At 63.4% G+C, this 20,747-nt stretch carries 16 protein-coding genes and 1 rRNA gene; 4 read left to right on the top strand and 13 right to left on the bottom strand.

All coding sequences use genetic code 11. The features are described from left to right. Window positions 1-216 precede the first annotated feature (216 nt). Window positions 217-2,298: a M13 family metallopeptidase gene (locus tag AC1A0G_RS10920; RefSeq protein ID WP_476529683.1), complete on the top strand. Its 2,082-nt coding sequence runs from the start codon at window positions 217-219 to the stop codon at window positions 2,296-2,298. Window positions 2,299-2,398: 100 nt separating this feature from the next. Here the strand turns inward: AC1A0G_RS10920 and AC1A0G_RS10915 are convergent, their stop codons facing one another. The 6 genes from AC1A0G_RS10915 to AC1A0G_RS10890 all read right to left on the bottom strand — a co-directional run bounded on the left by AC1A0G_RS10915 (window position 2,399) and on the right by AC1A0G_RS10890 (window position 9,245). Beyond that, entirely contained in the window at window positions 2,399-2,776 is a 378-nt protein-coding gene (locus tag AC1A0G_RS10915) for a type II toxin-antitoxin system PemK/MazF family toxin (RefSeq protein WP_476529681.1), read from the bottom strand. Beyond that, window positions 2,773-3,090 (bottom strand): AbrB/MazE/SpoVT family DNA-binding domain-containing protein, encoded by a 318-nt coding sequence (locus AC1A0G_RS10910; protein ID WP_476529679.1) that lies wholly within the window; start codon window positions 3,088-3,090, stop codon window positions 2,773-2,775. The genes AC1A0G_RS10915 and AC1A0G_RS10910 overlap by 4 nt, the downstream gene beginning before the upstream one ends. Window positions 3,091-3,120: 30 nt before the next feature. Beyond that, window positions 3,121-3,912, bottom strand: a complete 792-nt coding sequence (locus tag AC1A0G_RS10905; RefSeq protein WP_476529678.1) for a single-stranded DNA-binding protein — start codon at window positions 3,910-3,912, stop codon at window positions 3,121-3,123. A gap of 898 nt (window positions 3,913-4,810) precedes the next feature. Next, window positions 4,811-6,613: a proline--tRNA ligase gene (locus AC1A0G_RS10900; protein WP_476529676.1), complete on the bottom strand. Its 1,803-nt coding sequence runs from the start codon at window positions 6,611-6,613 to the stop codon at window positions 4,811-4,813. 374 nt (window positions 6,614-6,987) lie between these two features. After that, complete coding sequence (gene arc / locus AC1A0G_RS10895; RefSeq protein ID WP_476529674.1) at window positions 6,988-8,532, bottom strand: proteasome ATPase; 1,545 nt, start codon at window positions 8,530-8,532, stop codon at window positions 6,988-6,990. Between the two features lie 26 nt (window positions 8,533-8,558). Further along, entirely contained in the window at window positions 8,559-9,245 is a 687-nt protein-coding gene (locus tag AC1A0G_RS10890; RefSeq protein WP_476529672.1) for a DedA family protein, read from the bottom strand. 56 nt (window positions 9,246-9,301) lie between these two features. Between AC1A0G_RS10890 and serB the strand changes: the two genes are divergently transcribed. Together serB and AC1A0G_RS10880 are read left to right on the top strand one after the other, a co-directional pair. After that, window positions 9,302-9,976 (top strand): phosphoserine phosphatase SerB, encoded by a 675-nt coding sequence (gene serB, locus AC1A0G_RS10885; protein WP_476529670.1) that lies wholly within the window; start codon window positions 9,302-9,304, stop codon window positions 9,974-9,976. 534 nt (window positions 9,977-10,510) lie between these two features. After that, on the top strand, window positions 10,511-10,870 hold the full coding sequence (locus AC1A0G_RS10880) for an endonuclease domain-containing protein (protein WP_476529668.1): 360 nt from the start codon (window positions 10,511-10,513) through the stop codon (window positions 10,868-10,870). A gap of 471 nt (window positions 10,871-11,341) precedes the next feature. On the opposite strand, the gene fmt is transcribed toward AC1A0G_RS10880, so the two are convergent. The 6 genes from fmt to rpoZ form a co-directional block, all read right to left on the bottom strand. Continuing rightward, window positions 11,342-12,313 carry a methionyl-tRNA formyltransferase gene (gene fmt, locus AC1A0G_RS10875; RefSeq protein ID WP_476529666.1) on the bottom strand — a complete coding sequence of 324 codons (972 nt, stop codon included), beginning with the start codon at window positions 12,311-12,313 and terminating at the stop codon, window positions 11,342-11,344. 168 nt (window positions 12,314-12,481) lie between these two features. Beyond that, window positions 12,482-13,195: an HAD family hydrolase gene (locus tag AC1A0G_RS10870; protein ID WP_476529664.1), complete on the bottom strand. Its 714-nt coding sequence runs from the start codon at window positions 13,193-13,195 to the stop codon at window positions 12,482-12,484. Window positions 13,196-13,333: 138 nt separating this feature from the next. After that, window positions 13,334-15,643 carry a primosomal protein N' gene (locus tag AC1A0G_RS10865; protein ID WP_476529662.1) on the bottom strand — a complete coding sequence of 770 codons (2,310 nt, stop codon included), beginning with the start codon at window positions 15,641-15,643 and terminating at the stop codon, window positions 13,334-13,336. Between the two features lie 212 nt (window positions 15,644-15,855). Beyond that, window positions 15,856-17,160 (bottom strand): class I SAM-dependent methyltransferase, encoded by a 1,305-nt coding sequence (locus AC1A0G_RS10860; protein ID WP_476529660.1) that lies wholly within the window; start codon window positions 17,158-17,160, stop codon window positions 15,856-15,858. A 346-nt stretch (window positions 17,161-17,506) separates the two neighbouring features. Next, window positions 17,507-18,721, bottom strand: coding sequence for a methionine adenosyltransferase (gene metK / locus AC1A0G_RS10855; protein WP_476529658.1), 1,215 nt, complete (start codon window positions 18,719-18,721; stop codon window positions 17,507-17,509). A 318-nt stretch (window positions 18,722-19,039) separates the two neighbouring features. Next, entirely contained in the window at window positions 19,040-19,324 is a 285-nt protein-coding gene (gene rpoZ / locus AC1A0G_RS10850; RefSeq protein WP_163229016.1) for a DNA-directed RNA polymerase subunit omega, read from the bottom strand. 256 nt (window positions 19,325-19,580) lie between these two features. On the opposite strand from rpoZ, the gene AC1A0G_RS10845 reads away from it, so the two are divergent. After that, window positions 19,581-20,432, top strand: coding sequence for an SDR family NAD(P)-dependent oxidoreductase (locus AC1A0G_RS10845; protein WP_476529656.1), 852 nt, complete (start codon window positions 19,581-19,583; stop codon window positions 20,430-20,432). Between the two features lie 205 nt (window positions 20,433-20,637). Here AC1A0G_RS10845 and rrf read toward each other — a convergent pair. Beyond that, a 5S ribosomal RNA gene (gene rrf / locus AC1A0G_RS10840) occupies window positions 20,638-20,747 on the bottom strand; the annotation flags it as partial.

Here is a 20,747-nt window from a genome sequence, read left to right as displayed (position 1 = left end):
TTCATCTTAGACATCATGTCTAATTCTCTCCATCGACATAATACGACAAACTGTCTATTTAATCCATGGATAACCTTTCACCAAATTCCCTGCTCCCCCTGAAGGGGAGCTGTCAGCAAAGCTGACTGAGGGGGGGTGAAACACCCGACACATACAGACTCGACGATCGCCAGTTCCCGACTCCGCTTGTCACTTAACACGAATAGGCTGGACCATATGACTACAACTCTGACCTCCGGCCTTGATCCGGCCGCGTTTTCCTCCGTCATCAAACCGTCCGACGACCTGTTCCGCTACGTGAACGGCCCGTGGATCGACACCTACCGCCTGCCCGACGACAAGGCCCGCTACGGCTCGTTCGACAAGCTCGCCGAGGATGCCGAGAACCAGATCCGCGAGATCCTCGAAGACGACGGCTGCCCAGCCGTCAAGTCCCGTGCACTGTACCGATCCTTCCTCGACACCGACGCGATCGAACAGGCCGGCATCACGCCGCTCAAGCCGGTGCTCGCCGCGATCGACAACGCCGCCGACAAGGCCGCGCTGACCCGCGTGCTCGGCCAGTACGATCCGTCCGGCGCGACGACCAGCCCGTTCGCCTTCGGCATCTACGGCGATCCAGACGATCCGACGACCAACGCCGTGCACATCGAACAGTCCGGCCTGGGACTGCCGGACGAGGCGTACTACCGCGAGGACCGCTACCAGCCGGTGCGCGAGGCGTACGTCGACATGGTCGCCAAGCAGCTCGCCAACGCCGGCTACGGCGACCGCGACAGCGCCCAGGCGCTGGCCGAACGGTTCCTCGACGTCGAGACGCGCATCGCCGCGCACCATTGGGACAACGTGACCACGCGCGACCCGCAGAAGACCAACAATCCCACTGATTTCGCCACGCTGAGCGGAGAGCTCGCGCACTTCGGCATCGCCGCGTGGGTCGATGCGTGGCAGCAGGCGTACGACCAGACCGAGGCGGCGAAGTTCCAGCCCGTGGACATGCACGCTGCGACGCAGCACACGATCGTGCACGAGCCAAGCTTCCTGACCGGCTTCGACCAGTTCTGGAATGCCGCCGATCTGGACGATCTCAAGCTGTGGGCCCGCGTGCACACGATCATCGGCGCGGCCACCTACCTGAGCAAGACCTTCGACGAGACGAATTTCGACTTTTACGGCAAGGTGCTTTCGGGCGCGAAGGCGCAGCGCGACCGCTGGAAGCGCGCCGTGTCGCTGGTCAACGGCGTGTGCGGCGAGGATGTCGGCCGCGAGTACGTGCGCCGTCATTTCCCGGAAAGCTCCAAGCAGCGCATGCAGCAGCTGGTCGCGAACCTGATCGACGCGTACCGTGTGTCGATCAGCGGTAGCGACTGGCTGGGCGAGGACACCAAGGCCAAGGCCCTCGAGAAGCTGTCCAAGTTCACGCCGATGATCGGCTACACCGAACGCTGGCGCGACTACAGCGCGCTCGACGTGCGCGAGGATGCCACACTCATCGAGAACATGGCCGCGGCCAGCCTGTACGAGAACGGCTACCAGCTCGCCAAGGCCGGCAAGCCAGTCGACAAGGGCGAGTGGGGCATGAACCCGCAGACCGTCAACGCCTACTACGATCCGAGCACGAACGTCATCGTGTTCCCGGCCGCAATTCTGCAGCCGCCGTTCTTCAACCCGGATGCCGACGATGCGGCCAACTACGGCGGCATCGGCGCGGTGATCGGCCACGAGATCGGCCACGGATTCGACGACCAGGGCTCGCAGTTCGACGGCGACGGCGCTCTGCACAACTGGTGGACGGCCGAAGACCGCGCGAACTTTGAGAAGCGCACCAAGGCGCTCATCGAACAGTACAACGCGTTCGTGCCGACGCAGCTGGCCGAGAAGTACGCCGATGACCCGAGCAAGGCTCCGCACGTCAACGGCGCGCTGACGATCGGCGAGAACATCGGCGATCTGGGCGGCGTGAACATCGCGCTCAAGGCGTATGCGTTCGCGCTCGACGCGGCCGCCGGTCGCGAGAAGGACGGCTCACCGGAAGGCATCAAGGCCGCACTGGACACCGCCCCGGTCATGGACGGCTTCACCGGCCTGCAGCGCTTCTTCCTGAGCTACGCCTCGATCTGGCGCACCAAGAACCGCGACGAACTGGCCGAGCAGTACCTGCAGATCGACCCGCACTCCCCCGCCGAATGCCGCACCAACGGCATCGTGCGCAACGTGAACCTGTTCTACACGGCGTTCGATGTGCACGAGGGCGACGGCATGTGGCTCGCACCCGAGCAGCGCGTCTCCATCTGGTGATGCCTTAGATACTGATTCTCACAGAGCGATTGTGGCTTCGATACCCCGCCGGCACCGAAGCCACAATCACATGGCCAGCAACCCGCCATGCCGCATCGGCTCATGCGAATCGTTCGACGCGCATAGTGGGTTGCATCAAGCACCCCAACACCAGGTCCGTCACCCGGCCAAGCGTCGGTTCATCAAGCGATGACACCACCGCGGCGTTTCTGGACTCGAGATCAAGAGATTTCAGCTGCTCGATTTCAGCGAAACCGTAGATATCGTCATCCGATGAACATTCGGATGCAATACTGCCGATATCGATATGCAGCGGATACGTGCGATCGCTGGTGACCGGAACGACCATGATGAGGTTATTGAAACGGTTGTATGCATCATTGCTCACCACGATCACCGGTCTGCGCTTTCGCTGTTCATGACCGCTTGCAGGATCAAGATCCACCCATACGATATCCCCGTAATGAAATCGACTCATAGCAGCTCCTCGCCAACCGCCGAAGCAAATCCGTCTTCCCGTGCCGGTTCACCCGTATATCCCGCGAACATCTGCTCGAAATCAGGAACCGTGATCACTCGTGAACGGATCGGCGTCAAGACAACCGAACCGCGTTCGACACGAACATCCAACTCGTCCCCGACCTGCAACCCCGCATCGTCTATTACAGATTTGCCCAATCGTATGCCTTGACCATTGCCCCAGCGAACGATCTTTACCGTATTCATCATCGCCTCCTTCATGGTATATACGTCGTATACACCATGATAGGCGGGATATGTTATCTGCGCCATCGCCTACGACCCTTGCCCCACGGCACGCCGTTAGAATTCGCCGGCGCCGAATTCATCGCCCGGCGGTTCGCTGGGCGGAGGAACCGCGTCACCAGCCCCATCCGCATCCTGCACAGGCTGAGCAAAGCCGTTGGTGTACTGGCGGGCGTCAGACGCTTGGCCATCATCGCCTCCAGCATCGCCCGCCGAGCCGACGGACACCGACCGTGCAGCATCTCCATCTACGCCACCCACGACCGTCGCCCCACAATCCGACGCGCCAGCAGCCGCCGAGGCACCACCGTTTGCCGGCATATTCACCTGCGCATTGGAGCCCTGATAGGGGTCGTTGGCCAATAGACTTACCGGTTCAGGCACGGAACCGGCGACCGCACCGTTCGCACCGGCAGCGTTTTCCGCCGCCACCTGACCTCCATTGCCGCCGCCAACTCCCGCTCCGACCTCACCGCCGCCCTCACGTTTGCCCGCGCTCGGCCTCGTCATGCCGTAGTTCAGGTCATGGCCCACATTGCTCGCCTCGACGACGATGCGCGAACGTTTCTCCCCGTTCTCAGACGACCATTCCTCCGTGGCGAGCACGCCGACGACGATGATCGGATCGCCGGTACGCACCGAAGCATGCACATTGGCCGCCAGCGTGCGGTATGTCTTCACGGTGATCCACGTGGTCGGCAGCGAGCGCCACTTCCGGTTGGCGTCGTAGTAGCCGCGTGTGCTGCCGAGTCGGAACGTGCAGATAGTGGGCGGGCTGCCGTTGCCATGCCCTTGCGGATTGCTGCCTACGCGGCCGGTGATGGTGATCAGTCCTTGTTGCAGTGCCATGATCGGTCCTTTCGTCGCTGAAGCGGAACTGAAGTGGACTGCGCGAATCACAGTGCGGGGACTTGCCCGGAACGTCGGATAGCGGAGAGTGGAGGTGAGAGAGACGGCGTCCCTATCGTCCGCCCGCACTGTGATCCACGCGGTGAACACCACTATGCCGCATTCGACCCGTCGACCGACTGTTTTTCGGGTCCTGTGGACGCAACCTCAAGTTTCGGGCGTGTTGTGGATAACTCGGCATACGACGTCTGCCTCAATCATCGATATCAAACGATTGACGCACCTGTTACATATGCCATATCGCCGGCACCGTCATCATTGTGGATAACAGCACAATCCAAACAGCGAACATATGACCACCATACGATCATCATGTACAAAAAACTCAGCCTCATTCATCATGCACATTCCTCAGCGAGACAGCCCCGACCATTAACCGACCATCATCCATTAGCGTGGCATTTCAGCCAGCAACCTACCCCTACTATCCAAAACATCACGCAAAACAGTTTCCCAGCGTGATATTTCAGCTAGCAACCCGCCTCCACTATCACGAACATCACACAAATACCCCTATTAGCGTGACATTTTGGCCAGTAACTTACTCCTACTATCCAAAACATCACGCAGAACCGACCATTTGCGTGATCTTCTGGGCAGCAATCCACCTTTACTATCCAAAACATCACGCAAGACAGTCCCTTAGCGTGACATTTCGGCCAGTAACGCATCTCTGCTATCACGAACATCACGCAAACAGACCCTACGCGGCGCAACTCCTACAACCGTCCGGCCGCATATAGAAAAAGCCTCCTCCCGCACACGGGAGGAGGCTTGACCTATCGGACGGTCAGACAGCCAGTAGACCGGACGACTGATGCAGATCAATCACACACAGTCACAGACGATCGACGATCGAGGCGACCGCGTCGGCGACCGGCACGGCGACCGAGTTCTCGCCGTTGCGGTCGCGCACCTCGATCGTGCCGTTGTTGACCGTGTCGCGGCCGGCGACGGCGATCAGCGGCACGCCGATCAGCTCGGCGTCCTTGAACTTGACGCCCGGCGAGACCTTCTTGCGGTCGTCGTAGATGACCTCGACGCCACGCTCTTCAAGATCGGAGACGAGCTGCTCGGCGGCCTCGAACGCAGCCGCATCCTTGCCAGTGGCCACGACATGCACCTGGGCCGGCGCGATCACGGACGGCCATGCAAGGCCCTTCTCGTCGTGATGCGTCTCGGCCACGCACGCGAGCACGCGGGACACGCCGATGCCGTAGCAGCCCATCCACACCGGCACGGTCTTGCCGTTCTGGTCGAGCACCTTCAAATCGAGCGCCTTGGAGTACTTGAGACCGAGCTGGAACACCTGGCCGATCTCTACGCCGCGCTCGAAGCTCAACGGGCCGGAACCGTCCGGGCTCATGTCGCCATGACGCACCTCGACGGCCTCCACCACGCCGTCGGCCTCGAAATCGCGGCCGTAGACGAGGTTGTAGTAGTCGACCTCATGCTCGTCGGCGCCGGTGAACCACGCGGAACCCTTGACCACATGCGCGTCCACGAGGTAGCGCAGCGGTTCCTTGACGCCGGCGGGATTGGCCTGCGGGCCGAGCACCATCGGTCCGATGTAGCCCGGCACGAGCTCCGGATGCGCCTTGAGATCCTCTTCAGTGGCCTCTTCCAGCTCGGCCGGCGCGAACTGCGCCTCGAGACGCTTCATGTCGACCGTGCGGTCGCCCGGCACGCCGACGACGATGATCTCGCGCCACGGCTCGTCGTGCTCCGCATCCTCGGGATGCTTGACGGCGATCACCACATTCTTCAGAATGTCGGAGGCCTCCCACGAACGGCCATCCGTACGCGGATGATCGGCGTTGGCGCGTTCGATCATCTTGTCGATGGTCTTCGCGTCCGGGGTCGATTCCTTGGTGGCGGCCGGAGTCGCGGACGCGTCGATCTCGGGCAGTTCGGGCGTGTGCAGCGCCTCGACGTTCCACGCCTTGCCGCTCGGCGCCAGCGCGAACGTGTCCTCGCCGATCGGCATCGACGCGAGGAACTCCTCGGACGCGGAGCCGCCCATCGGACCGGACATCGCGAACACCGGCACATACTTGAGGCCGATGCGCTGGAACACGCGCTCGTACGCGCCGCGCTCATCCATGTACGCCTTGCGCATGCCTTCCTCGTCCACGTTGAACGAGTAGGCGTCCTTCATCACGAACTCGCGGCCGCGGATCAGGCCGGCGCGCGGACGGAACTCGTCACGGTACTTGGTCTGGATCTGGTACAGCACGACCGGCAGATCCTTGTACGACGAGTACATGTCCTTGACGAGCAGCGTGAACATCTCCTCGTGCGTCGGCGCAAGCAGGTAGTCGGCCCGATGACGATCCTTGAGGCGGAAGATGTTGTCGCCGTACTCCTCCCAACGATGGGTGGCCTCGTACGGTTCACGCGGCAGCAGTGCCGGGAAGTGCACCTCCTGCGCGCCGATGCCGTCCATCTCCTCGCGGATGATCTCCTCGATCTTGTTCAGAACGCGCAGACCGAGCGGCAGCCAGGTCCAGATGCCGGGCGCGGCCTTGCGGATGTATCCGGCGCGCTGCAGCAGTTTCGCGGAATCGACGTCCGCGTCGGCGGGGTCCTCGCGCAGGGTGCGCAGGAACAGGGTAGACATACGAAGTGCTTTGGAACTCATAGGTTCCAAAGTACTCAATCAAGCCGACACCTTATGTCTTGGCTCCTTGTTGTCTTGTCATTTCGAGCGAGGCGAAGCCGAGTCGAGAAATCTTGCGAAAGACTGTCCGCGATTAAGATTTCTCCGCTCGCTACGCTCGGTCGAAATGACAGATAGATGAACTATTCGACCGGAATGACAGACAGATGGACGAATTAACCGAAATGACAGATCGACGAACTATCCGGTCGAATGACAGCTAGATGGACGACTGGACCGAATGATGGATGAATGGACGACTCAGCCGAAACAACAGGTACGCAAACACAGTCAACCTAACCAGCAAATACACGACCACGTTCGGTCGACCGACAATCGCGAGATCATCCCCGTCCTCACGCCGCGACCGCACGAATCCGCACCACGCGCCCCGCGTCCAGCCCGTTGATTCGGCTCCACTGCTCGGGGTCCGCGTCCAGCACCGAATCGCGCGTCTCCGCGAACTCGTCCTCGACCGCGGCCCCCAGCATCGCCGCGTCCAGCGCGACCGGCGAACCGGACACGATCGATGCCTTGACCGCCTTCGTCTTCGCCCGGTCCACGATGTTCTTGAGCATCGCGCCGGACGCCACGTCGGCCAGGAACAGCGCCGACCACGCGCCCCGGTCGTTGCACAGATCGCACAGATGCCGCCGTTCCGACCGGTCGTAGATATCCTGTACCAGCACGCGCGTCAGCGATTCCGCATCCGTGCCCGGCTCGAGCGGCAGGTCGTCGGTCAGGTAATGCCGCACAATCGACACCGCGCCCGTGGCCCCTGGACGTTCCACGTGAATCTTCACGTCCAGCCGCCCCGGTCGTAACACGGCCGGATCGATCATGTCGATACGATTCGAGGCACCGATCACCATCACGTTGTCGAGCCGCTCCACGCCGTCGAGTTCGGCCAAAAACTGCGGCACGATCGTCGTCTCCACGTCCGACGAAACACCGGAGCCGCGCGTGCGCAGCAGCGAGTCCATCTCGTCGATGAACACAATGACCGGCCGGCCGTCGGCGGCGCGTTCGCGGGCGCGTTTGAAGATCATGCGTACGAGCCGCTCCGATTCGCCGACGAACTTGTTGAGCAGCTCCGGCCCTTTGACCGACAGGAACACGCCGGACCCATTACCGGAACCGTCCGCGAGCGCGTGCGCGACGGCTTTGGCGATGAGCGTCTTGCCGTTGCCGGGAGGGCCATACAGCAGCACGCCCTTGGGCGGGGTCAGGTCGTAGCGTTCGAACAGCGCGCGGTGCAGGAACGGCAGCTGCACGGCGTCGCGGATGCGTTCGATCTGTTCGTCGAGGCCGCCGATGTCCGCGAACGTGACATCCGGCGTCTCCTCGAGCACGAGATCGGCGTCGTCGGTTTCTGGCAGCACTTCGAGCGCGATGCGATCCGAGTTGTCCACAACCACGCGGTCGGCCGGATTGATCGCGGCAGAGGCGAGCGTACTGGCTCGCCGGATCAGCCGCGGGTTGCCGGACGCGTCCGCGACGAGCAGCCGGCCGTCGGCAAGCGGTTCCTTGACGGTGCGGACCGCGCCGAGCGTATCCGGGCCGCGCTGCTCGACCAGCACCATGTTCTCGTTGAGCATGACCGTGTTGCCGGCCGCAAGCCGGGATGCGTTGACGTTGGCTGCGATGGGCACGACCATGCGGCGCGTGCCGGAGAGGATTTCGGCTGATGCGTGCTGGATGCCGTCATCGTCGGTGCGCACCGAATCGACGCGGATCATCGTGGCGAACGTGAGCGGCGGCTGAGCGAGCTGCGCAAGCTGCGATTTCGCTTTCGTCAGCTCCTTGCCCGCGCGGGTCAGCGCCTGCGCGAGCGCATGGTTCTTCTCCATCAGCCGGTCGTTCAGCTCGGCCAGTTCCTCGGCGCTGCGCTCCTCGCCCATCGTATGCCTCGCTTGTCTATCGGTTCCTATCGGTTCTTCTTCGCTGCCATCATGCTACGGATCTTGCGCGCCGCGAGCACCGCGATGACCACGATGAAGACGACGATCACCACGTCCTCGAACACGCCGAGCACGCCGAGAATCGAGCACCACTGGTCGCCGAGCAGGTAGCCGGTCGATACGAGAATCGTGTTCCATACGGCCGAGCCGAGCAGCGTCCAGCCGGTGAACTGCGCGAAGTTCATGCGGTTGAAGCCGGCCGGGATCGAGATCAGCGAGCGCACGACCGGGATCACACGGCCGATGAGCACCGACCAGGTGCCGTATCGGGTGAACCAGTCGTTGGCCTTGTTCACGTCCTTGCGGCTGACTCCGGGGATCACGTCGGCCGCGCGGTGGATGCGGTGCAGACCGACCCAGCGCGAGATGCCGTACAGCGCCCATGCGCCGAGCAGCGAGCCGACGGTCGCCCAGATGATCGCCTCGGCCAGGTTCAGCGTGCCGCGCGCGGCCGTGAATCCGGCGAGCGGGAGGATCACTTCGCTGGGGATGGGCGGGAAGATCGATTCGAGCGCGATGGCGAACGCCACGCCGATGCCGCCGACCGTTTCCATGAGGCCGACGAGCCAGTCGGTGATCGCGCCGATCAGTCCGGTCTCGCCGGTCGTGCATACGGCGATGTCGTTGGCGGCGAGGATGGCGGTTGGCTGCATTGTCTCGAAAAAATTCATAGGGGCCATTGTCCCAACGTTTTTCGACAATCGAACGTATGCTTGACGAAACATTGCAGGATCTTGACACGCCGACCTTGTCCGCGCCCGGTTTGCTGGTGATGGACGTCGATTCGACGCTGATCGACGAGGAGGTCATCGACCAGTTGGGCGAGGCGGCCGGCTGCGGTGACGAGATCGCCGCAGTGACGGAACGTGCGATGCGCGGCGAACTGGAGTTCTGCGAAGCGCTGCGCGCACGCGTCGCGTTGCTGCGTGGACTGCCGGTTTCGGTATTCGATACGGTGTACGAGTCGCTGCATTTTACGAATGGCGCGCTCGAACTGATCGACGAGCTGCATGCGCACGGCTGGAAGGTCGGCGTGGTGTCGGGCGGATTCCACGAGGTAGTGGATCGGCTGGCGGCCGATGCGAAGATCGATTACTGGTTGGCGAACCGGCTGGAGGTCGAGAACGGACTGCTGACCGGGCAGGTGGTCGGTGACATCGTGTGCAAGACGGTGAAGCTGCACGCGCTGCAGGCGTGGGCGAAGCGCGACGGCGTGCCGATGGGCCAGACCGTGGCCGTGGGCGACGGCGCGAACGACATCCCGATGATCCAGGCCGCCGGCCTCGGCATCGCGTTCTGTGCGAAGCCCAAGACCCAGCTCGCCGCCCACTGCGCCATCAACGAGCGCGATCTCACCCAGGTCCTCCCCCTCCTGCGCGCCTGACCTCATTCGCGCAGGCGACGCCAAGTTTCCCTCCTCTGAAAGGGGAGGGTGTCAGCGAAGCTGACGGGTGGGGTGCGTGCAAACACGGAATCGCGCTGTCACACGATGCTGTGTTGTTGGCGGCTGACGCCGCGTACCCCACCCGACCGGCCTACGCCGGCCACCCTCCCCTGAAAGGGGAGGAAAGGCTGTGCCCTTTTATCCAAGAAAGAGTCCTCGTTTCCCGCTCAGGGGAAGAAGTCCGGGAGCGAATGGTCTGGGATGCCGTGGCACATTAGCGCCGCCGGCAACATCACATCGCGGGACAACACGATGCCGAGTTTCCTTCCCCTTTTCAGGGAAGGCGGTCGACCATGTCGTTCCGCTGTTTGCCGTCCCTGTTTCCCTCCCCTTTCAGGGGAGGGTGTCAGCGAAGCTGACGGGTGGGGTACCGCGGCACGCAAGTGCCGCCGACAACACAGCATCGTTCACGCGTAGCGTGAGCGATGCCATTCAACAACGCACCTGCCTTCCGTCACCTGATACGCTTGGCAAATGAAGCACTACAACGTCGCCCAAACCGACAAAGCACGCGGCTTACGCAAGACGATGACGCCCTGGGAACTCGCGTTATGGAACGGTCATCTGCGCACTCACTCGACCCGATTCCGCAGACAGGCACCGTTATTGGGATACATCGCGGATTTCTACTGCGCAAAAGCACGACTCGTCGTCGAAGTCGACGGCGGCGGACATTTCACTGAAGAGCAACGGCAACATGACGACAAGAGAACGAGTACGTTTGCCCGGCATGACATCTTGACGATGCGGTTCACCAATATTGAAGTCGATCGCCATTTCGATCTGGTCTGTGAAAGGATCGATCAGGCTCTGCTGCAACGGCTTGCATGTTAGGGGGTAGTGACGGCTTCGAGCTGGAATCACGCTGTCACACGATGCTGTGTTGTTGGCGGCTGACGCCGCGTACCCCACCCGACCGGCCTCCGCCGGCCACCCTCCCCTGAAAGGGGAGGGAAAGGTTGTGCCCCTTTATCTGCGAAACCGACGGGCTGGGTACCGCGGACAAAGTCCGTCAACAACACAGCATCGCGCACAACACGATTCCCCAAATTCCCTCCCCTTTCAGGGGAGGGTGGCCGGCATAGGCCGGTCGGGTGGGGTACCGCGGACAAAGTCCGCCGATAATACAGCATCGCGCAAAGCGCGATTCCATAAATTCCCTTCCCTCTCAGGGGAGGGTGTCAGCGAAGCTGACGGGCTGGGGTACTGCGGACGAAGTCCGCTGATAGACAGCATCGCGCAAAGCGCGATTCCGATACACGGCACCAGCACCGCGCGATCATGCGCTGCCGCCCGGACGCCCCGCTACGCGCAGTGGGCATCACCCGCAAGGCGGGCGCCTCGCGCCCAGTCGGCGGCGCGCATGGCCTTCTTGCCCTGCGCTTTGACCTCAAGCAGTTCCAACGGGTCGGACAGCGTGCCGACCCACACGTTCTTCTTGCCGGCCGCGATCACGCCGGGGGCCAACCCCGCCGGCACGTGCGGATGATCCATGTCGGCCGGCTGCGCGCGCAGCACGTGCAGGGTCGTCGGCTCGGCGCCGTCCGCATCGTCGGCGTGCAGCTCGCACCATGCGCCCGGGTTGGGCGTGCACGCGCGGATCTGGCAGTCCACGTCATGCACCGGCGCCTCGAACACGATATGCGCGCTCTCGACCGTGATCTTCTCGGCCTTCGCGTACTCGCCCTCCTGCTGCGGCACCGCGGCCGCACGCCCGGCCTCCACGGCCTCCATCGCACGCACCAGCACGTTCGAGCCGACCTGCGCCAACCGGTCGAGCAGTTCGCCGGCCGTCTCGTGCTTGCCGATCTCGGTTTCCAGCTGGGAGACGATCGGACCGGCGTCCATGCCGCGCGTGATGCGGAACACGGTCACGCCGGTGGACTGGTCGCCGGCCCAGATGGCGCGCTGCGCGGGGGCCGCGCCACGCCACTTGGGCAGCATGGAGAAGTGCAGGTTGTACCAGCCGAGCGGCAGCGCGTCGAGCACGGATTCCTTGAGAATCTTGCCGTAGGCGACGACCGCGGCGGCCTGCGCGCCGGTGGCGATCAGTTCGCTGATGAAACAGTCCTCGGACGGGTCGGATTCGATCACCGGCAGGTCGAGTTCGAGCGCGGCCTGCTTGACCGGGCTGGGCGTGAGCTTACGTCCGCGACCGGTCGGCGCGTCCGGACGCGTCAGTACGGCCACGATCTCGACATGTTCGGTGTCGGCGGCCAGCGCACACAACGACGGCACGGCCACGTCCGGCGTGCCGGCAAACAGAATCTTCAGCATACGGATGTTCTCCTTGATTCTCGATCAGACAACGGCCGGCAACAGCCAGCCAACGGCACGCGCACAAACGCGCCGGCATACGATCCATACGATCTCATTGACGATTCAGCGACTCTCCGGCAGAGAGCCGAGGCAGGTGATTATGCGATTTCCAGCCGGATGCTACGCTCACTGCACGGTTTGCACGCCTGGGATGTTCACGCCCTGCGCGATGAGGATCTCACGCAGCTTGCGCGAGTCGGAGAACCGGATGCCACGGATGCCGGCCTCGTTCGCGCCGACGATGTTCATGGCCTTGTCGTCCACAAACACGCTGCCGGACGCCTCGATGCCGAACCGGCGAAGCGCCTCGTCGTAGATGTCGCGATGCGGCTTGCGCAGCTTGACGAAGCCGGACACGAGCTTGCCGTCGAGCCGCTGCAGGATCTTGCAGTTCTCCTCGGCGCAGTGGAACAGGTTCTTCTCCCAGTTCGACAATCCCCACACGCCGATGCCGGCGGCCTTCAGATCGTCCACCAACACGCGTATGCCCGGCACGATGCCGGTCAGCGAATCCTCGAAGTTGTCGATGTAGTAGCGCAGGATGTCGGCCCACTGCGCACCATGCGTATCGCGCATCCACGCGATCGCGACGTCCGGCTCCTCGCCGCCGTCCATCATGTCGTTCGCGTCGTAGAATCCGGAGACGTCGTTGTCGAGGAACCGGTCGATCGTCGCCTGATCGTAGCGCGCGATCAGCGCCGCGGACGGGTCCCAGTAGATCAGCACGTTGCCGAAGTCGAAGATCACGTCGGTGATCGGCTTGCCCGCGGCCAATGCGGCGTTGCCGTCCGCCATCAGCACGTCATGTTCCATATCCGGTTCTCCCGGCCAGCCCTTCATATGCTCCTCCGTTCCGTACGATACGCCACGGTTGTCTACGCTATCGTCCCATGCCGCGGCGACGACATACGCCGGTGGTACGCGCGGACCAATCATTGACAACGTATGCCAGCCACCGTTGCATGCTGCGCGGAATCGTCAGATCAGGTCTTTCGGATCGAGCCGGAACCGCAGTTCGCCCGGCTCGCGCGACGCGACATGCTGCGCGACGGCGTTGCGCAGCCGAATCGCCAGTTCGCCGCGATGCGATTGCGCGACGCGCACGACCGCTTTGACCCGGTCGGCAGTGCTTTCCAGCTCGCGCGCGTTGATGGTCGCGGGCTGCGGGATCGGCACCGGCCCGAGCACCGCCGGCAGGTCGCCGACCGTGGACCAGTCGCCGCCCAGCACGCCGATGCGCGTCAGCGCGGTTCTCACCGCGTCGCGCCGCCCCCATACGCAGGCCGCCGCGTACACCGGCGGCAAGCCGATCTGCGAGCGCTCCTCGATCTCCTTGGCCGCCAGCAGCGACGAGTCCCATAGCATGAGCGAGCGCGCGATCACCGGATCGGTTTCGCCGATCAGCAGTCCTTGCCCGTCCCGTGAGCGCGGCGCGCATAATGCCATCGATCGCATCCATGATGCGAGCGCATCGCATCGCGCGTCCACGCCGGGCGCGTACAGGCTGGTCCACGCGTCGAGGATCGCGACCGCCCGGTATTCGCCGCGGCCGCCGTCCACGGCTTCCACGCGCGGCTCGCAGCCGGGGGTGGCGATGACGATCTGCGGGGTCGCGGCGACCGTGTCGATCACGCCGCGCGGCTGGCTGTGCGACGACATGACGATCGGCACGCCGCGGAACAGTCCGGCCAGTTCCTGCGCGGTTCCGGCCGCACCGACGCGCACGACGCGCAGCCGGTCGCCGCCGCAGCCCGGGCATGTCCAGTTGACGGCCGCCGAGCCGCACCATCGGCAACGCACGCCGGTATTCGGCTGTTGCTGTCGTGCGCCGGCAACCGATGGCCCCGGCGCAGACGGTCCCGCGAGTCCCGCGACACGTTCCAGCGGTCCGGTGCAACGTGCGCATCGCGCCTGTCGGTGACAACGTGCGCAACTCAACGATTCGGTGATGCCGTCGGCTGGTATCGACAACAGTACCGGCCCGCTCGCCAACGCTTCGGTCAGGACTCGTACGGCGGTGTGCGGCACGCGTGCGCCGATGCTCGGGTCAGCAAGTCGCGCGAGTTCGTCGCGGTTCAGCCAGCGTATCCACGGACTGCGTTCCTTGATGACGGCCGGCAACGGTCGGATCGCGGTCGAGAATCCGCTGGTCGGCGTTTCCCGCACGCTGGCCGGATCGCCGTCGCCGTTCGTCTCCCATTGGCTGATCGGGCTGCGCACGTTCGCAAGACTGACGAACACGCCGCCATGCGCCTTGGCCCGCAGCCGCAGCACGCCGCGCGCGTTCGGGTACGGCATGAACCCGTCCATGTTCTGATAGGCGAGATCGTCGACGATCGCGAACAGCGCCGGTCCCTCGACCGGCGCGTACATGGCCGAACGGGCGCCGATCACGCAACGCACCTGCCCGCTCGACGCGGCCAGATACGCGCGGTAACGTTCCGCCGGCGGCACCGATCCGCCGTCGAGCACCACGAAATCGCCGCGGTAACCGCCATGCGTGGCCTGGTCGGGCGCAAACCTTCGCAATCCGTAGACGGCAGTCAGGACCTGCGCAAGATCGTTCACCTCACGCGAGGTCGGCAGTACGATCACCGCCGCCTTCCCCGCAAGCATCGCGGTCATCATCATCCACGCCAGGTCACGCGCCCACTGCAACGCTCCGGGCAACGCATCCACCACGAACGATGCGAATCCAGTGCCTTCCAGCGCGGAACGCAACCGTTCCGCACCGTCGTAGGACCGTCGAACCGCGTCGAATCCCGTGTCTCGAGCCTGTTCCTGCGCCGCGCCGAACCGCTGCCTCACGCCGGCCCCGGCACCAGCCACGCCGGCTGCGACGATCTGCTGCTCCTCTTCGACATAGGCGACGCGCGGCGGCACGGCGAAGCGCAGAATGTTCGCCCTGGTGCCACCGTATGCATCGGCGATCAGCGTGACGTCCCGCCTCATCGACGCGGATACGACCGGGTTCGGCGTGATCACCCGTTCCAGATACCGCAATGACGATTCCGGCGTGTCGCTGGACGCCGCCCGGTTCCAGATGATGCCGTCGAGCCGTTGCCCGCCGAACCGCACGCGCACCATCACGCCGGGCTGTGCGGCCTCGGACTGCTGCTCTTCGACGAGATAGTCGAACGTGCGGCCCAGATGCGTGGCCTGCACGTCGAGCACGACCTGAGCGATCGGGTTCTCGGCGGCCGGGGTCTTGGCCTTGCGCGCATGCCGGCGACGTTTGGGGTCGGCGAACCCGTCAAACGTCGGCTGTTCGGCATGCTCAGAAGTCATACCTCATTGTTTACCACAAGCGGTGCTTGCTGTTGCGGTCACGCGACGGATTGAATCGCGCCAATTCCATCGCGTGACCAGCCGAGTCAACAGTGACTCGAGTAACGCGGCAAGGCAACGCAACCAACGCAGTAGCACGACTCACGTGATGCGGCCACGCGACTCACGCCACGCACCATGCGCCGCACCACGTCACGCACCGCACGACGGCCTCACGCCTTCCACCACGGGCGCAGCGGATACCACTTGCCGTCCGGATGCCCCACTCGATCGGGCTTGACCGCGAGGAACTGGTGCACCTGGATGCCGTCGAGTTCGAAGTTCAGCGCGCACGCGGCCATGTACAGGCCCCATACCTTCGCCCGTTCGAACCCGACCTCGGCCACGGCTTCGTCCCAGTGCGCGGCGAGGTTGCGGTTCCAGTGGTGCAGGGTGAGCGCGTAGTGCTGGCGCAGGTTTTCCTGATGCACCACGTTGAATCCGGCGTCGTGGATGCAGCTTTCGATGAATCCGGGCGCGCCGAGGTCGCCGTCGGGGAAGATGTAGCGGTCGAGGAATTCGTCGGTGCCGGGCTTGCCATTCGGCTTGTCGTGGCTGATGGTGATCTGGTGGTTGAGCAGTCGGCCGCAGGGCTTGAGGAGCTTGAACATCTCCTCGAAGTAGCTCTGGTAGTTCTTGACGCCCACGTGCTCCATCATGCCGATCGAGCAGATGCCGTCGAAGTCGCGTTCGGGCACGTCGCGGTAGTCCATGACGCGCAGTTCGGCCAGATCCTCCAGTCCTTCGCGCTTGATCCACTCCTGCCCGTATTCGATCTGTTCCTTCGACAGCGACACGCCGAGCGCCTTGATGCCGCGCTTGGCGGCCTCGATCACGAGCGAGCCCCAGCCGCAGCCGATGTCGAGCAGACGGTCGCCGGGCTTCAGCCCGAGCTTGTCGAGCACGAGGCGGATCTTGTTGAGCTGCGCGTCCTCGAGACTCGTCTCCTCGCTCGGGAACACGGCGCACGTGTAGGTCATGGTGGGTCCGAGGAAATTGCGGTAGAACCCGTTGGACAGGTCATAGTGGAAGCTCACGGTTTCGCTGTCGGCCTTTTCGGTGTGCGGCAGCAGGCCGGACTTGATGCGCGCGAACTTCGACGGCCCCTCGGTCTTCGGCACCGGCGGCTTGCGGTAGCCGTGGCTGAGGATCGCGCCGCCGACCTTGGCGATGCCGAGCGGCGACAGCGGGCGCACGTACGGCGCGACCGCGAGCAGCTGCCGCAGCTGCGGATACGGGTCGGCATAGTCGATGCCCTTGATGTCGAAGTCGCCGAGCACGTACGCGCGCACCGCGCCGATTTCGTTGGGATGGGTGAGCAGTTGGTAGACCGCGTTCGGATTGTTGACTTTGACGACCAGATCGGCCGTTTCGGGGCCGAACGTCGATCCGTCGAACGCTTCGACGCGCAGCAGCGGATTCGGTTGGATGAATTCACCGACCATCTCGCCGACGGTCATCAATTTGCCGTAACCCATGATTGATTTCGCCTCTTTCGTGAATATGCGCGGTATTCGTTACGCGTATTGGTTACGTGATATTCGTTACGCAACGCGGTATGCAGTACGCGTTGCGTTGCCGTTTGCAAAAACGCCCGCCGCGAACATCCGTCACGGCAGGCGCCATAGTCTGTCATTGAATTATTGATTCGACCGTTCCCTGATCCCCCTGAAGGGAGACAGTGACGGTGATACAGGTCGCTTTGTCCTCCCTTTTCCCTTTGCTCCCCCTGAAGGGGGAGCTGTCAGCAAAGCTGACTGAGGGGGTGACACACCCGACGCATCAGGCATGTCGTCGCAGCCCGACGATGCACAGCCGGAATCGTCACTCGGCGATCGCGGCCTTGAGCTCGTCGACCTTGTCGGTGCGCTCCCACGTGAAGTCCTTGTCCTCCCGGCCGAAGTGGCCGTATGCGGCGGTCTTCGAGTAGATCGGACGCAGCAGGTCGAGTTCGTCGATGATCGCAGCCGGACGCAGATCGAACACCTTGCGCACCGCGCGTTGGATCTGATCGCGGGTCACGCCGCCGATTTCGGTGCCGTACGTCTCGACGTTCACGGAGACCGGGTCAGCCACGCCGATCGCGTACGCGACCTGCACCTCGACCTTGTGCGCGAGTCCCGCGGCCACGATGTTCTTGGCGACCCAGCGGGCGGCGTACGCGGCGGAACGGTCGACCTTGCTCGGGTCCTTGCCGCTGAACGCGCCACCGCCGTGGTGGGCGGCGCCACCGTACGTGTCGACGATGATCTTGCGGCCGGTGAGCCCCGAGTCCGCGGCCGGGCCGCCGAGTACGAACGAGCCGGTCGGGTTGACGAGCACGCGGTAGTCGTCGTGCTCGACCGTGTCGCCGAGGACTTCGTCAAGCACCGGCTTGATGACGTGCTCGACGAGCTGCGCCTGCAGCCAGTCGTGCGTGGCCTCGGGATCGTGCTGAGTGGAAATCAGCACCGTGTCGAGGCGCACGGCGTGGTCGTTTTCGTCGTATTCGATGGTGACCTGCGTCTTGCCGTCCGGGCGCAGATGCGGCACCTCGCCGCTCTTGCGCACCTGAGCGAGACGGTAGGCAAGACGGTGCGCCAGATGGATCGGCAGCGGCATCATCACGTCGGTCTCGTCGGTCGCGTAGCCGAACATCACGCCCTGATCGCCGGCGCCCTGCGCCTCGTAACGCTCCTCACGGGAGGCGGCCGTCTCCTGCTCGTGGCTCAGACGGGACACGCCCTGATTGATCTCCGCGCTCTGGCCGGTGATCGACACGAGCACGCCGCACGAATCGGCGTCGAGGCCGACCTCGCTGCTCGTGTAGCCGATGCGACGCACCACGTCACGCACCACATGCTGCACTTCGCAGTAGCCTTCGCTGTTCACCTCACCGAAGATCAGGAACTGGCCCACGCCGGCCACGGTCTCCACGGCGACGTGCGAGTGAATATCCTGCCGCAGCAGATCGTCCAGAATCGCATCCGAAATCTGATCGCAGATCTTGTCGGGATGTCCTTCGGTCACCGATTCGGCCGAAATCAAACGACGCTCCATACGCGCACCTTCTTCATGCCGCACCGTTCCCCATTCGTACCCGCCTGCGGCCACGGCGAATCGAATCCGATGGCTTGCCATACGTGTACGCAACGGAGAACGCGCGCCCGGTCATACCTCGACCGGCATCATCCGTCACGCGCGTCGTTGCTGTGCCATTAGCTCAACATAATACGCCCCACCGGTACTCTTTCGTGGAGATTGTTTCTCGCACGACGTACCGATGGGGCGTATACGATATAATGTGGCGGTTTTTGCCTAGCGATGGCTGGTTGTCCGGACAGTCGCCGGGCAGCGATCGCCAGCGTTGGTTGCCGATCAGTTGCCTTCGCTCAGATCGTCCTCGCCGAGCGTCTCCTCAAGCAGACCCTCGTTGATCTCGCGGAACGCGATGGACAGCGGCTTCTCCTGGTTCTGGTATTCGACCAGCGGGCCGACGTTCTGCAGCAGACCCTCGTTGAGCTGCGTGAAGTAGGAGTTGATCTGACGGGCTCGCTTGGCCGCGAAGATCGCCAGAGCGTACTTGGAATCAGCATGCTCCATCAGATCGTCGATCGGCGGATTCGCAAGTCCCTGCGGGTGAGGATCGGTGCCAAAAGCCATGATGTTGTTCTCCGAATCATCGATTGTTTGCGTACAGCTATTCCAACCTATTAAAGATACCCCGACCCCTCGTCTTTGCTGGCACTGTTGCATCACGCGACGCATCGCTCTTCCCGCATCTCTTCTCTGTTGCGCAACGCTCGCGCAACATTTCCGTTCGAATTCATCTGATCGCCGCCAGCCGTATCGTTCGTCGTGCTACGCTCGGCATAACGGTTGCGGCAACGATGCCGCGCCTTGACAGAACGGAGGTCCAATGACGGACGAAACGGTATTCGATCAATATCCCCTCGACCAGTGGAAAGATCCCGGGCACCGCATTATGAACCGGTTCTCGTTGGCCGGCAAGAAGGGATTCGTGACCGGCGGCGCGGGCGGACTGGGACGCAACACGGCGGCGGCTTGGGCCGAGGCCGGCGCCGACGTGGCGATCGTTGACCTGCCGCGCACGAAGGACACGCTGGAATCGCTCGTCGATGAGTTGTCCGATCGGTACGACGTGAACGTCGTGCCGTTGTATTGCGACGTGTCCGATCGCGAGCAGGTGGCCGAACTTAAGCAGAGCCTGATTGATTCGCTGGGGACGGTGGACATCGCGTTCATCAACGCCGGCGTGAACGTGCCCGGAGACGATGCCGACGAACCGTACGAGGTCTGGAAGAAGACGATCGATATCAATCTGACCGGCGCGTACATGACCGCGCAGATCGCGCAGCAAATCATGCGCGAGCATGGGCACGGCGGATCGCTGATCTTCACGTCGTCGCTGTCCGGGCACAACGCGAACTATATCGGCGGTGGACCGTCGCCGGTGGCCGCGTACGGTGCGACGAAGGCCGGCATCTACGAATACGCGCGATATCTGGCCGCCGCGTTGGCACCGTACGGGATTCGGTCGAATGCCGTGTCGCCGGGATACGTATGGTCCGGTATTTTCGAGGGACGGATTACGCCGGAAGGGCATGATCTGATGATCGCGCCGGTGCCGATGCACCGGTTCGGCACGAACGAGGAGATCGCCTCGGCAGTGCTGTTCCTCGCCAGCGACGCGTCGTCGTACATCACCGGCACCAACATCCAGGTCGATGGCGGGTATTCCGTGTACTAGACCATCCTTGAGCTGGGCGGAGCATTTGACTCCCCCGGCTGAAGTGTCGTACGTTTCGCAGACGCGGTTGAAGATTCAGAGTCTTTCCCTCCCCTTTGAGGGGAGGGTGCCCGCGTGGCGGGCGGGTTGGGGTGATTCCCGTGCACGCCCCGGAATGCAGAAAGCCCCGGTACCGTCGTGGTATCGGGGCTTTTCTTAACGTGTGATGCGGCGGTGTGCTACTCTCCCACACCCTGTCGAGTGCAGTACCATCGCCGTGCCAGGCCTTAGCTTCCGGGTTCGGAATGGGACCGGGCGTCTCACCTGGGCCATGAC

The organism is Bifidobacterium sp. LH_230 (assembly GCF_056357555.1).
Note: the sequence above shows the minus strand (reverse complement) of the source record. Positions and strands in the feature narration are given on the sequence as shown.

Excerpts from the sequence above, each read along its gene's own strand:
- AC1A0G_RS10920 (WP_476529683.1), top strand. The coding sequence starts at position 217 with ATGACTACAACTCTGACCTCCGGCCTTGATCCGGCCGCGTTTTCCTCC.
- AC1A0G_RS10915 (WP_476529681.1), bottom strand. The coding sequence starts at position 2,776 with ATGAGTCGATTTCATTACGGGGATATCGTATGGGTGGATCTTGATCCT.
- AC1A0G_RS10910 (WP_476529679.1), bottom strand. The coding sequence starts at position 3,090 with ATGGCGCAGATAACATATCCCGCCTATCATGGTGTATACGACGTATAT.
- AC1A0G_RS10905 (WP_476529678.1), bottom strand. The coding sequence starts at position 3,912 with ATGGCACTGCAACAAGGACTGATCACCATCACCGGCCGCGTAGGCAGC.
- AC1A0G_RS10900 (WP_476529676.1), bottom strand. The coding sequence starts at position 6,613 with ATGAGTTCCAAAGCACTTCGTATGTCTACCCTGTTCCTGCGCACCCTG.
- arc (WP_476529674.1), bottom strand. The coding sequence starts at position 8,532 with ATGGGCGAGGAGCGCAGCGCCGAGGAACTGGCCGAGCTGAACGACCGG.
- AC1A0G_RS10890 (WP_476529672.1), bottom strand. The coding sequence starts at position 9,245 with ATGCAGCCAACCGCCATCCTCGCCGCCAACGACATCGCCGTATGCACG.
- serB (WP_476529670.1), top strand. The coding sequence starts at position 9,302 with ATGCTTGACGAAACATTGCAGGATCTTGACACGCCGACCTTGTCCGCG.
- AC1A0G_RS10880 (WP_476529668.1), top strand. The coding sequence starts at position 10,511 with ATGAAGCACTACAACGTCGCCCAAACCGACAAAGCACGCGGCTTACGC.
- fmt (WP_476529666.1), bottom strand. The coding sequence starts at position 12,313 with ATGCTGAAGATTCTGTTTGCCGGCACGCCGGACGTGGCCGTGCCGTCG.
- AC1A0G_RS10870 (WP_476529664.1), bottom strand. The coding sequence starts at position 13,195 with ATGAAGGGCTGGCCGGGAGAACCGGATATGGAACATGACGTGCTGATG.
- AC1A0G_RS10865 (WP_476529662.1), bottom strand. The coding sequence starts at position 15,643 with ATGACTTCTGAGCATGCCGAACAGCCGACGTTTGACGGGTTCGCCGAC.
- AC1A0G_RS10860 (WP_476529660.1), bottom strand. The coding sequence starts at position 17,160 with ATGGGTTACGGCAAATTGATGACCGTCGGCGAGATGGTCGGTGAATTC.
- metK (WP_476529658.1), bottom strand. The coding sequence starts at position 18,721 with ATGGAGCGTCGTTTGATTTCGGCCGAATCGGTGACCGAAGGACATCCC.
- rpoZ (WP_163229016.1), bottom strand. The coding sequence starts at position 19,324 with ATGGCTTTTGGCACCGATCCTCACCCGCAGGGACTTGCGAATCCGCCG.
- AC1A0G_RS10845 (WP_476529656.1), top strand. The coding sequence starts at position 19,581 with ATGACGGACGAAACGGTATTCGATCAATATCCCCTCGACCAGTGGAAA.